We start from the raw sequence: 12,661 nt of genomic DNA on the forward strand, positions 1-12,661 counted from the left end.
AAGCTTTCCCCGACTATCCGCGTAGTTTTATCTAGTAGTCAATTATTTTGATCGTGAAGAAATGGTATCATATGTCAGTGTGTTGATATAAAACTATATAAATTGATCATAGGCTGTTTTTTGACCTGATACTAAAAATAGTTTTGACAAGTCGCGTCGAGATCGCTCAGCCTTGAGGGCAGGAGGAGATCATGACCAGCCACTTGCCCAGCACCGGCGCGCCGCTTGCCGAAACCGGGGATCTCGATGCCCTGATGGCCAGCGCCCGCCAGATCCGCGACGCGACCTGGGGCCGCAGGATCACCTATTCGCGCAAGGCCTTCGTGCCGCTGACCAACATGTGCCGCGACACCTGCGGCTACTGCACCTTCGTCAAGCACCCCTCCTCGCCCGAGGCGCGGATCATGACGCCCGAACAGGTGCTGGCCGAAGCGCTGCGCGGCGAGCGCGAGGGCTGCAAGGAGTTGCTGTTCAGCCTCGGCGAGAAGCCCGAGCTGCGCTACGAGGCGGCGCGCAAGGGGCTGGAACGGCTGGGTTATTCGAAGCTGACCGACTACCTTCGCGACATGTGCGCGCTGGTGCTGCGCGAGACCAGCCTGCTGCCGCATGTCAATGCCGGCACGCTGACCGACGACGAGATCGACGTGCTCAAGCCGGTCTCGGCCTCCATGGGCATGATGCTCGAAACCGTCAGCCGGCGCCTGACCCGCAAGGGCCAGCCGCATTTCGCCTGCCCCGACAAGACGCCGGTGCAGCGGCTGCGCACGCTGGAGCGCGCCGGTGAAAAGCGCGTGCCTTTCACCACCGGGCTGCTGATCGGCATCGGCGAAACATGGGAGGAGCGGATCGAGGCGCTGGAGGCGATCAACGCCGCCCATGCCCGCCACGGTCACGTGCAGGAGGTCATCATCCAGAACTTCCAGCGCAAGCCCGACATCGAGATGGCCGATCACCCCGAGCCCGGGCTCGAGGACATGCTGCGCACCATCGCCGCGGCGCGGATCATCCTCGCGCCCGAGATCAGCTTGCAGGCGCCGCCGAACCTGAGCGCGCGGCACATCGCCTATCTCGACGCGGGCATCAACGACTGGGGCGGTATCTCGCCTGTCACCATCGATTTCATCAACCCGCAGCACGACTGGCCCGAGATCCGCAGCCTCGCGCGGTCCTGCGACGAAGCCGGGTTCGAGCTGCGCGAAAGGCTCACCGTCTACCCGAGATACCTCACCGAGGATTCGGGGTTCATCAACGCCTCCGTTCGGAACCGCGCGCTCGGCATGGCCGGGGGCGAAGGGCTGGCGCGCGAGCAGCGGCATATCGGAGAGACAGCATGACCTACCAGTCGACGACCCGGCAGTTCGCCTGCAATCCCGCCGCCGTGGGCGGCGCATCCGACCCGATCCGCGCGATCCTCGAAAAGGCGCTTTCGGGTGGCGAGGTAAGCACCGAGGAAGGTGTGGCGCTGTTCCGCGCCAAGGGGGCGGATATCGACGCCGTCTACCGCACCGCCGACACGCTGCGCCGTCGCGCCAATGGCGACCGGGTCAGCTTCGTGGTGAACCGCAACATCAACTTCACCAACATCTGCTACATGGGCTGCAAGTTCTGCGGCTTTGCCAAGCGGGTCGAGGACAAATCCGCCGAGTGGCTCGAGCCCGCGCAGATCGTGGAGCGCGCGCAGCAGGCCTGGGATCGGGGCGCGACCGAGGTCTGCATCCAGGGCGGGCTGCACCCGAAGATGGAAGGCACCTACTACCGGGAGATCATCCGCGCCATCAAGACGGCGCTGCCGGGGATGCACATCCACGCCTTCTCGCCCTTCGAGATCTGGTACGGCGCGTCCAAGACCAAGATGTCCTACCGCGACTTCCTCACCGACCTGAAGGAAGCGGGGCTCGATTCGATGCCCGGCACCGCGGCCGAGATCCTCGACACCGAGGTGCGGATGCAGCTCACCACCAACAAGCTCTCGGCCGAGCGCTGGGTCGAGATCATCCGCACCGCGCACGAGGTCGGCATCCCGACCACCGCGACGATCATGTACGGCCATGTCGACGCGCCCGAGCACTGGGCCGCGCATATCGCGCTTCTGCGCGACATCCAGAAGGATACCGGCGGCTTCACCGAGCTGGTGCCGCTCTCCTTCGTGCACACCGATTCGCCGCTCTACGCCCAGAACCCCGACAAGGTGCGCCCCGGTCCGACGGCGCGTGAAGTCGACCTGATGCACGCGGTGGCGCGGATCATGCTGCATGGCTGGATCGACAACATCCAGGTGAGCTGGACCAAGCTCGGTGCGGCGCGGGCGCAGCAGATGCTGTCGCGCGGCGTCAACGATCTCGGCGGCACGCTGATGAACGAAAGCATCTCGCGCGCCGCAGGCTCCGACCACGGGCAGGAGATCACTGCCCGCGAGCTGGTGCGGATGATCCGCGCGGCGGGCCGCGTGCCGGTACGCCGCAACACCGTCTACGAGACGCGCGAGGTGTTCGAGAACCACGACCCCGAGGAGCTGGCGCCGCTCGTAGACCGCAAGGGCCGCGACCCGCTGGCCTTCCTCGAGATGTTCCCCGAGCGCCCCGCTGCCTCGGTCGAGGCCGCGCGATGAGCCCGCGCAAGGTCTGCCTGCTCGCCGGTGGCGTCGGCGGCGCCAAGATGGCCGAGGGGCTTGCCGCCCAGGAGGACGTGGCGCTGTCGGTGATCGGCAACGTCGCCGATGACGAGAGCTTCCACGGGCTCTGGGTCTCGCCCGACATCGACACGCTGACCTACAGCCTCGCCGGGCGGATCGACCGCGCGCAGGGCTGGGGCGTCGCCGATGAGGGGCACCGGGCGCTGGAGACGCTGAATCTCCTGGGCGCCGAGACGTGGATGTCGCTCGGCGACCGAGATTTCGGCCTGCACATCTACCGCACGATGCGGCGCGCGAAGGGCGACCGGCCCTCGGACATCGCCCGCGACGTGGCCCGCGCCTTTGGCGTGACACCGGATATCCTGCTGCCCACCGACGACGTGGTGCAGACCCGGCTGCGCACCACCGACGGGCGCTGGCTGAGCTTTCAGGAATATTTCGTGCGCGAGCGCTGCGCACCGGAGATCCGCGAGATCGCTTTTTCCGGCATGGACATGGCGCGCCCCACGCCCGAGGCGCTAGCCGCCATCGCCGGGGCCGACCTGATCGTCGTCGCGCCCTCGAACCCCCTGGTGAGCATCGCGCCGATCTTCGGCGTGCCCGGCATCACCCAGGCGCTGCGCGCCGCCGCCGCGCCCAAGATCGCGGTCAGCCCCTTCATTGACGGCCGAGTGATCAAGGGCCCGGCCGACCGCATGATGGCGGCGCTGGGGCTGCGCGCCGACGCGCTCGGCGTCGCGCGGCGCTACAGCGGGCTGGCCGACAGGCTGGTCATCGATCATGTCGATGCCGCGCTGGGGGCCGAGATCGCGGCCGCGGGCCCTGCCCCGCACTGCAGCGACATCCTGATGAAGACCCAGGCGGACAAGGCGCGGCTGGCGCGCGAGATCCTCGATCTCGCCTTCGCGCCTGCGGAGGCGGTGGCATGAGCGGCACCGCAAAGCGGCTCGTCGCGATCCCGATGAAGGATCCGCGCGATGCCAAGACCCGGCTCGGCCTCGCGCTCACGCCCGATCAGCGCGGCAAGCTGGCGCTGAGCCTGTTCCGGGCGACGGTGACCCGGCTGCGCGAGGCGGTGGAGGGGCTGGAATGCCAGGTCGATCTCGCCGCGGTCAGCGCCAGCCCAATCATCCGCGACGTCGCCGAGACGCTCGGGCTGACCGTCATCGACGATGGCGGCGCGCCGTCGCTGTCGCTGGCGGTTGAGGAGGCGGCAAACTGGGCCTCGGAGCATGGCTACGGCGCGCTCTGCATCCTGCCCGGCGATCTCGCCGACCCCGACCCGGTCGATCTCGCATGGCTGCTGGATCATTCGCTCGAAGGCGGCACGGCGGTGATCTGCCCGGCCAAGGATCTGGGCACCAACGCGCTGATGGTGCCGCTGCCCCGCCCCTTCGCCTTCGCCTATGGGGCGAAATCGACGATCCGCCACCGCCGCGCCGCCGAGGCCGCCGGGCTGACCCCGGTGATGATGCCGCTGGGCAGCCTGCGGGTCGATATCGACACGGTCGAGGATCTCCATCACCTGCCCTCCGGCCATCTGCGCCGCCCGCGCCAGGAGACCGCGAAATGAGCCTTTCCGTCTCTCTGACCGCCATTCCCGGAATTCCCGACATCCGCGAGGGCGACGATCTCGCCGCGATCATCGGCGACCAGCTCGACGCGGCGGGTCTCGGCCTGCGCCACGGCGACATCCTCTGCGTCGCGCAGAAGGTGTTCTCCAAGGCCAAGGGCTGCATCATCCCGCTCGACACGGTGACGCCCTCGGACGAGGCACTGCGCTACGCCGATGAACTCAACAAGGACGCCCGCAAGGTCGAGGTGGTGCTGCGCGAGAGTGCCCGCGTGGTCCGCTCGTTCCGGCGCCCCGACCAGAACGAGGGCACGATGATCTGCGAGCATCGGCTCGGCTTCATCTCGGCCAACGCTGCGGTCGATGAATCGAACTTCGGCGAGGAGAGCGCCGTGATGGTGCTGCCGCCCGACCCGGATGCCAGCTGCGCCGCGCTGCGCGAGTCGCTGACCGAACGTTTCGGCGCGCAGATCGGCGTGGTGATGACCGACACCTTCGGCCGGCCATGGCGGCTGGGTCAGGTCAACGTCGCGATTGGTCTCTCGAAAGTGCCCGCGACGATCCGCGAGCAGGGCAACACCGACGCTTGGGGCCGCCCATTGCAGGTGACCGAACCCGCGCTCGCCGACGAGATCGCCGCCGCCTCGGGGCTGGTGGTGCGCAAGGACGGCAAGACGCCCGCGGTGCTGCTGCGCGGGCTCGACTGGACGCCCGCCGAGAGCCGCGGCGCCGACATACTCCGCAAGAAACAAGAGGACATGTTCAGATGACAATCGCGATCATTGGCGGCACCGGGCCGCAGGGCCAGGGCCTCGCCCTGCGCTTCGCGCGCGCCGGCGTCGAGGTGGTGCTGGGCGGCCGCGACGGCGTGCGCGCGGCTGCCATCGCCGAGGAGCTTCAGGCGCAACTCCCCGGCGGCGCTGCGAAGATCCGCGGTCTCGACAACGAGGGCGCGACCCGGGCCGCCGAGGAGATGGTGATCCTCGCGGTCCCCTTCTCGGCCCACAACGCCACGCTCGAAGCGCTCAAGTCCGCGCTGGCCGGCAAGATCCTCGTCGACATCGTCGTGCCGCTGGCCGAGGGCGACCCCAAGAAGGTCGACATGCCGCCCGAGGGCTCGGCCACCGAGGCGGCGCAGGCGCTCTTGGGCCCCGACATCCCGGTGATCGGCGCGCTGCACAATGTCTCGGCGGTGACGCTCAAGGCGCTCGACCAGTCGATCAACTGCGACATCCTCGTCTGCGGCAATAGCCTCGACGCCCGCAAGAAGGTGATCGAGCTGGTCCGCAAGCTCGGCGTCGAGGCCTACAACGCGGGCGACGCGCAATCGGCGCGCTGCATCGAGGCGATCACGCCGATCCTGATCCGGCTGAACATCTCCAAGGCGGTGCCCTTCAGCCATGCGGGCATCCGCATCTGCCCGCCCGATCACTGACCTGCAACAAGACCATCGATTTTCTAGGGAGGAAAAATCACATGGAATTCGGCATCTGCTTCAAGGGCTTCGTCGAGCCCGAACGCGCCCGCGCCCTGGTCCGCCAGGCCGAGAACGCAGGCTTCGACTATTGCTGGTTCTACGACAGCCACATCCTGTGGCGCGAGAGCTTCGTCGCCATGGCGATGTGCATGGAGCACACCACCAAGATGCGCTTCGGCCCGCTCGTGACCAACCCGAACTCGCGCGAGTGGTCGGTCGCGGCGTCGCTGTTCGGCTCGCTGGCCAAGCAGTCCGGCGGCCGCTTCGACATCGGCCTCGGGCGTGGCGACAGCGCGGTGCGCGTCATGGGCAAGAAGCCCTCGACCCTCAAGCGCCTCGAGGAGTTCACCCATGTGGTGAAGGCGCTCATTCGCGGCGAAGAGGTGCAGTACGGCGAATGTCCCGAGCCGGTAAAGTTCCCCTGGGCCGACGGCTACGAACTTCCTGTCTGGATCGGCGCCTATGGTCCCAAGGCGCTGGCTTCGGCCGGCCGCGTCGGCGACGGCGTGGTGCTGCAGATCGCCGAGCCGAAGATCGTCAAGTGGCTCGCGGACCAGGCGAAGAATGCCGGCACCGAAGCCGGGCTCGACATGTCGAACTACAAGGTGATGGCCGCCGCGCCGGCCCATACCGGGCCGATCGACGAGGCGATCGAGAAGGTGAAGTGGTTCCCCGCCATGGTCGGCAACCACGTCGCCGACATCGTCGAGAAATATGGCGCTGACAGCGACCAGGTGCCCTCCTCGCTCACCTCCTACATCGAGAACCGCAAGGGCTACGACTACTCCAAGCACGGTCAGAGCGATAACCCGTATCTCGACTTCATCACCGAGGATATCATCAAGAGCTTCTGCGTGCTCGGCACCCCGGAGGAGCACATCGCCAAGATCCGCGAGCTCGAGGAAGCGGGCACCACGCAGTTCAACATCTATCTCGACAGCGGCGACGAGGAGAAGATCATCGCCGATTACGGCGACACGGTGATCCCGGCCTTCCGCGAGAAGGCGGGCAACGTCACCAAGTTGAAGGCCGTCTCCTAAGGCGCCCCCGCGCGGAGACGCCCACCGGCGGGCAGCCCACCCTGCCCGCCGGTACGGTCCGCCCCCGCTGGCCTCGCCATTCCAGTTGTGCGATAGGGCGGGCGGATCGACCTATACGAGGGGCTGGACGGCTCATGGCACGCATGGCAGGCACGAAGCCCAAGACCCGGATCCAGCGCAAGAACACCGAACAGATCCTCGGCGCCGCGCTCGAGGTCTTCGCGCAGCACGGCTCCTCGGGCGCCTCGATCAACCTGATCGCCAAGACCGCCGGGCTGACCACGCCGAACCTGCTCTACTACTTCGAAAGCAAGGACGCGATCCGTCGCGAGCTTCTGGCCCGCACCCTGCAGCTGTGGATGGCGCCCCTGAACATGCTCAGCCCGCATGGCGAGCCGGTCGAGGAGATCTGCCAGTACATCCGGCGCAAGCTCGACATCTCCAAGAACTTTCCCAAGGAAAGCAAGTTCTTCGCCAACGAAATCCTGAGCGGGCTGCCGCAGTCCAAGAGCGAGATCTTCGGTCCGCTGAAGGAGCTCTACAACGCCAAGATCGCGGTGCTGGAAGACTGGATCCAGGCGGGCCGCATCGCGCCCGTCGATCCGCATCACCTGCTCTACTCGATCTGGGCCACGACCCAGCACTACGCCGATTTCGACGTCCAGATCGAGGAGATCGCACCAGAAAAGGCCAAGGACCGCTTCGCGGATGCCGAGGCGTTCCTGATCGAGATGTACCGGAAGCTGCTCACCGTTTAATCCGGCCGATCGGTCCCGTCCCTCGGCCGGGAAATCGAACAGGACGCCGGCCGGCTTCGGCGTTTCCGGCGCGTCGTCGCCCAAGCTCCGACTTCGTCGGGCCGGTCGCCGCAGTCACCCTTTTGCCGCTCGGCCCGCGGGCGTATGAGGGACCTCGCAGGGGAAGAAAGGACTGACATGGATCGCGCCACCCGTATCAACCGGACCATCGGCCAGGACATCGGGGCGAATGCGACCCAGGTCGCGGCCGCGATCAAGCTGCTCGACGAGGGGGCGACCGTCCCCTTCATCGCGCGCTACCGCAAGGAGGCCACGGGCGGGCTCGACGACGCGCAGCTGCGCCTGCTGGCCGAGCGGCTCGGCTATCTGCGCGAACTCGACGACCGGCGCGACGCGATCCTCAAGTCGATCCGCGAGCAGGACAAGCTCACCGATGCGCTGGCCCGCGCGATTGGCGCCGCCGAGACCAAGACCCAGCTCGAGGACATCTACCTGCCCTTCAAGCCCAAGCGCCGCACCAAGGCGATGATCGCGCGCGAAAACGGGCTCGAACCCCTGCGCGACGCGATCATGTCGGACCGGACCCGCGATCCGGAAACGCTCGCGAAAGCCTATCTGAGCGAGGCGGTGCCGGATGTGAAGGAGGCGCTGAACGGCGCCCGCGACATCCTCACCGAGGAGCTGTCGGAGACCGCCGAGTTGCTGGGCGACCTTCGGAATTATCTCCGGAAAGAAGCCATCGTGACCGCCAAGGTGGTCTCCGGCCAGGAAGAGGCCGGAGCCAAGTTTTCGGATTACTTCAACCACTCCGAGAAATGGTCGACCATACCCTCGCACCGTGCACTGGCGCTGCTGCGCGCCATGAAAGAAGGCGTCATCCGCTTCGACATCGGCCCCGACAAGGAGATCGGCGAGCCGCGCTGCGAGGCCATGATCGCCGCGCGCCTGAACCCTTCGGGCAACGGTCCCGGCGACCGCTGGCTGCGCGATGTCGCGAGTTGGGCCTGGCGGGTGAAACTTTCGACGACCATGATGACCGAATTGGTGGCCGAGCTGCGCGCCCGGGCGCATGAAGAGGCCATCTCCGTCTTCGCGCGCAACCTCAAGGACCTGCTGCTGGCGGCCCCGGCGGGCGCGCGGCCGACGCTCGGGCTCGACCCGGGCATCCGCACCGGCGTGAAGGCCGCCGTGATCGACGCCACCGGCAAGCTGCTGGCCACCGACACCCTTTACCCCTTCCAGCCCAAGAGGGACGTGCAGGGCGCCCAGGCCCGCATCATCGGCCTGATCAAGGCGCATGGGATCGAGCTCATCGCCATCGGCAACGGCACCGCCTCGCGCGAGACCGAAAAGCTTGTCGCGGACACGCTCGCCCTGCTGCCCGGGGACGTGAAGAAGCCGACGAAGGTGATCGTCAGCGAGGCGGGCGCCTCGGTCTATTCCGCCTCCGAGCTGGCATCGAAGGAGTTCCCCGGCCTCGACGTGTCGCTGCGCGGGGCGGTCTCGATCGCCCGGCGGCTTCAGGATCCGCTCGCCGAGCTGGTGAAGATCGAGCCCAAGAGCATCGGCGTCGGCCAGTACCAGCACGACGTTGACCAGCGCCGCCTGTCGAAATCGCTCGAAGCAGTGGTCGAGGACGCGGTGAACGCGGTCGGCGTCGATCTCAACACCGCCTCGGCACCGCTGCTCGCGCATGTCTCGGGCCTGACACCGGGGCTGGCGGAATCGATCGTCGCCCATCGCGACGAGGCCGGGGCCTTCACCACCCGCAAGGACCTTCTGAAGGTCAGCCGCCTCGGCCCCCGTGCCTTCGAGCAATGCGCCGGTTTCCTGCGCATCCGCGACGGCCGCGAGCCGCTCGATGCCTCGGCGGTTCACCCCGAGGCCTATGGCGTGGCGCGCCGGATCCTGGCGGATTGCGGCCGCGACCTGCGCGCGCTCCAATCCAACCCCGAGGCGCTGAAGAACCTGCGGGCGGAGGCATATGTCGACGAGCATTTCGGTCTTCCGACCGTGCGCGACATCCTCGCCGAGCTGGAAAAGCCCGGCCGCGACCCGCGCCCCAGCTTCGAGACGGCGACATTCGCCGAGGGCGTGGAGCAGATCACCGACCTGCGCGAGGGCATGCGCCTCGAGGGCACGGTGACCAATGTCGCGGCCTTCGGCGCCTTCGTGGATATCGGCGTGCATCAGGACGGCTTGGTCCATGTGAGCCAACTCGCGGACCGCTTCGTGAAGGACCCGCATGAGGTGGTGAAGGCGGGCGACGTCGTGCAGGTGCGCGTGACCGAGGTGGACGTGGCGCGCAAGCGCATCGGCCTGACGATGCGCAAGGATGGCGGCGCCTCGGCCAAGGAGGAGCGCAACGCCCGGGGCGACCGGCAGGCGCCGCGCCGGGATGCCCCGCGAAACGCCGGAAAGCCGTCTCATAAAGGTGGTCACGGGCGCGGCGCTTCCAAGAGTGGGGATCAACCCGGCGCCTTCGGCTCGGCCCTGCTCGAGGCGATGAAGAAGCGCTGAGAACGAGCCCCGCCCGAGGTGGCAAGGGGCGGCGGCACAGGGGCCGTCGCCATCCCCTCGGGTCCGAATGACCGCCGCAGTCCGATGGTGTCGACGGCAGGCACGTGCATAGGAGTCATCTGCGGCAACGGGGTGAGAAACACACCGGGGGGGAGCTCCGACGAGCCGTCTTGCGGCGACTTCCCGGCCCGCATGAAGGGCATGCCGCTTTACCGGACCGACTGCTGTCGACCGGGTGACTTCGATCAAAGGATTAGAGGCGGAGATCATGCGGCCACGCCGCCACCCATGCCTCTGCATCCGAACCGGAGGGATCGGCGGCGCTGCCTCGGGGCACGCGCAAACGAGTGGGCGACACTCGATCCCCGCGATACTATGCTGATCACGCGGGCGTTTCCCCCGTGTGATCGATGCAAAGCGAAAGGCGCCAGGGCGCCGACCGCCGCCAAGACAGGAGATGCCCCAATGACGACACGGCTCGTAGTCGGTCTGGACGGCCATGCCTCGGGGGAACGCGCCCTCGACTTTGCCGTCACCCAGGCCCGGCTCATCGGCGATTGCGATCTCGTGGTCGCCTATGTGATCGAATGGTCGCCATTCTCGTTCCACTCCGCCGAGGAGAACGCGCAGCGCCACAGGCGCCGCGAGGAGGAGATCAGCACGGTGATGAGCCGGGTGATCGACCCGGCGGTGAATAAACTCGAAAAGCTGGGGATCAAGGCCACCGGTGTCGTGCGCCATGGCGACGTGGCCGACACGCTCAACGCCATCGCCAAGCAGCAGAAGGCGGCGCAGATCATCGTGGCGCGCTCCTCCGAGGGCGGCTTTTCCAGCCGCATCTTCGGCTCCTCGACCTTCAACCTCGTGAAGGGGGCCGATCTGCCGGTCACGGTGGTGCAATGAGGGGGCCGCGGATGACCGCAACCGCGATGGCGGCGTTCGCCGCGACACTTCTGACCGCAGGCGCCGCGCGGGCGCAGGAGGCCATGACGCTCGACGAGCGCGTCAACCAGATCTTCGCCGAGATCACAGGACCCTTCGTCAGCTTCATCTTCGCGCCGCTCTACGGCACCGATTTCCCCTGGATCGTGATGTGGCTGGTGATCGCGGCCACCGTGTTCACCCTCTATTTCGGCTTCGTGCAGTTCCGCTATTTCGGCCATTCGATCCGGCTGGTGAAGGGCGACTACTCCGACCCTGACGATGCGGGCGAGGTCAGCCACTTCCAGGCGCTGGCCACGGCGCTTTCGGGCACGGTGGGGCTTGGCAACATCGCGGGCGTCGCGGTGGCGGTCGGCATCGGCGGGCCGGGCGCGACCTTCTGGATGATCCTCGCGGGGCTCCTCGGGATGGCGTCCAAGTTCACCGAATGCACCTTGGGCGTGAAATACCGCAACGAGTACGAGGACGGCACCGTTTCCGGCGGCCCGATGTACTACCTGTCGAAGGGCTTTCGCGAGCTGGGCCTGCCGGGCGGCGGTGTGCTGGCGGTGCTGTTCTCGGTGTTCTGCATCCTCGGCTCGCTGGGCGGCGGCAACATGTTCCAGGCCAACCAGGCGCATGCCCAGATCTCGGGCATTCTCGGCGACTACCCCGGCTGGATCACCGGTCTGGTCTTCGCCTTCGTGGTGTTTCTGGTGATCGTCGGCGGCATCAAGTCGATCGCGCGGGTCACCGAGAAGATCGTGCCCTTCATGGGCATCCTCTATGTCGGCGCGGCCCTGATCATCCTGATCGTCGAATACGACAAGATCGGCTGGGCCTTCGGCCAGATCTTCGAAGGCGCCTTCAGCGGGCTCGGCGTGGCGGGCGGTCTGGTCGGGGCGCTGATCCAAGGCTTCAAGCGGGCAGCCTTCTCGAACGAGGCAGGCGTGGGCTCCGCCGCGATCGCCCACTCGGCGGTGCGCACCAAGGAGCCGATCACCGAGGGCTTCGTCTCGCTTCTGGAGCCGCTGATCGACACGGTGGTGATCTGCACGATGACCGCGCTCGTGATCACCATCTCGGGGCAGCTCATCACCGACCCGCAGACCGGCCGCTTCGTGCTCGACGAGGCCGGTGCCGCGATCGCCACGATCGACGGCAACACCGGCGTGGCGCTGACCTCGGCCGCCTTCGCGACCGGGATCAGCTGGTTCCCATACGTGCTGGCCGTGGCGGTGGTGCTCTTCGCCTTCTCGACGATGATCAGCTGGTCCTATTACGGGCTGAAGGCCTGGACCTACCTGTTCGGCGAGGGCAAGACCAAGGAGTTGATCTTCAAGCTGATCTTCTGCGCCTTCGTGGTGATCGGCGCGGCGGCCAATCTCGGGCCGGTGATCGACTTCTCCGATGCCGCGATCTTCGCCATGGCCGTGGTCAACATCCTCGGCCTCTACTTCCTGATGAAGGTGGTTCGCCAAGAGCTACGTTCTTATGGCAGGCGGCTGCGCTCGGGTGAGATCGTCGCCTACAGGACCTGAAGCGCGAGGATGCTCGGAAACCACCCCGCCGACCGGCCCGGACGGTCGGCGGGGATCGTCGCGAAGGCGGTGCGACGAACACGAAAGGCGCGAAAACTCGGCATTTTCTCGCGCAATACCCTATCGTCACCTCCGTTTCGGCGCGCGCCCCACCGCCACGTGACCGCGTTCCCCTTGCGAAGCCGGACGAAGATCGCAC

At 67.1% G+C, this 12,661-nt stretch carries 11 protein-coding genes; all 11 read left to right on the top strand.

Going from position 1 to position 12,661, the window contains the following annotated elements:
* Positions 1-191 precede the first annotated feature (191 nt).
* Positions 192-1,334, top strand: a complete 1,143-nt coding sequence (cofG, locus tag ACRAQ3_RS12470) for a 7,8-didemethyl-8-hydroxy-5-deazariboflavin synthase CofG (RefSeq protein ID WP_432254852.1) — start codon at positions 192-194, stop codon at positions 1,332-1,334.
* On the top strand, positions 1,331-2,608 hold the full coding sequence (gene cofH, locus ACRAQ3_RS12475) for a 5-amino-6-(D-ribitylamino)uracil--L-tyrosine 4-hydroxyphenyl transferase CofH (protein ID WP_432254853.1): 1,278 nt from the start codon (positions 1,331-1,333) through the stop codon (positions 2,606-2,608). Before cofG ends, cofH begins: the two co-directional genes overlap by 4 nt.
* Positions 2,605-3,561, top strand: coding sequence for a 2-phospho-L-lactate transferase (gene cofD, locus ACRAQ3_RS12480; RefSeq protein ID WP_432254854.1), 957 nt, complete (start codon positions 2,605-2,607; stop codon positions 3,559-3,561). The genes cofH and cofD overlap by 4 nt, the downstream gene beginning before the upstream one ends.
* On the top strand, positions 3,558-4,205 hold the full coding sequence (cofC, locus tag ACRAQ3_RS12485) for a 2-phospho-L-lactate guanylyltransferase (RefSeq protein WP_432254855.1): 648 nt from the start codon (positions 3,558-3,560) through the stop codon (positions 4,203-4,205). Before cofD ends, cofC begins: the two co-directional genes overlap by 4 nt.
* A complete protein-coding gene (gene cofE / locus ACRAQ3_RS12490) occupies positions 4,202-4,975 on the top strand; it encodes a coenzyme F420-0:L-glutamate ligase (protein ID WP_432254856.1) in 774 nt (257 codons plus the stop codon). Before cofC ends, cofE begins: the two co-directional genes overlap by 4 nt.
* Positions 4,972-5,640 carry an NADPH-dependent F420 reductase gene (npdG, locus tag ACRAQ3_RS12495; RefSeq protein WP_432254857.1) on the top strand — a complete coding sequence of 223 codons (669 nt, stop codon included), beginning with the start codon at positions 4,972-4,974 and terminating at the stop codon, positions 5,638-5,640. Before cofE ends, npdG begins: the two co-directional genes overlap by 4 nt.
* Before the next feature lie 41 nt (positions 5,641-5,681).
* Positions 5,682-6,722 (top strand): TIGR03842 family LLM class F420-dependent oxidoreductase, encoded by a 1,041-nt coding sequence (locus ACRAQ3_RS12500; protein WP_432254858.1) that lies wholly within the window; start codon positions 5,682-5,684, stop codon positions 6,720-6,722.
* Between the two features lie 134 nt (positions 6,723-6,856).
* Positions 6,857-7,480, top strand: coding sequence for a TetR family transcriptional regulator C-terminal domain-containing protein (locus ACRAQ3_RS12505; protein WP_269398290.1), 624 nt, complete (start codon positions 6,857-6,859; stop codon positions 7,478-7,480).
* Positions 7,481-7,657: 177 nt separating this feature from the next.
* Entirely contained in the window at positions 7,658-10,000 is a 2,343-nt protein-coding gene (locus ACRAQ3_RS12510; RefSeq protein WP_432254859.1) for a Tex family protein, read from the top strand.
* A 465-nt stretch (positions 10,001-10,465) separates the two neighbouring features.
* Positions 10,466-10,903: a universal stress protein gene (locus tag ACRAQ3_RS12515; protein WP_269398292.1), complete on the top strand. Its 438-nt coding sequence runs from the start codon at positions 10,466-10,468 to the stop codon at positions 10,901-10,903.
* Between the two features lie 11 nt (positions 10,904-10,914).
* A complete protein-coding gene (locus ACRAQ3_RS12520) occupies positions 10,915-12,462 on the top strand; it encodes an alanine/glycine:cation symporter family protein (protein ID WP_269398293.1) in 1,548 nt (515 codons plus the stop codon).
* The last annotated feature ends 199 nt before the right edge of the window (positions 12,463-12,661 follow it).

The organism is Limimaricola sp. AA108-03 (assembly GCF_050847355.1).
Classification (GTDB): domain Bacteria; phylum Pseudomonadota; class Alphaproteobacteria; order Rhodobacterales; family Rhodobacteraceae; genus Limimaricola.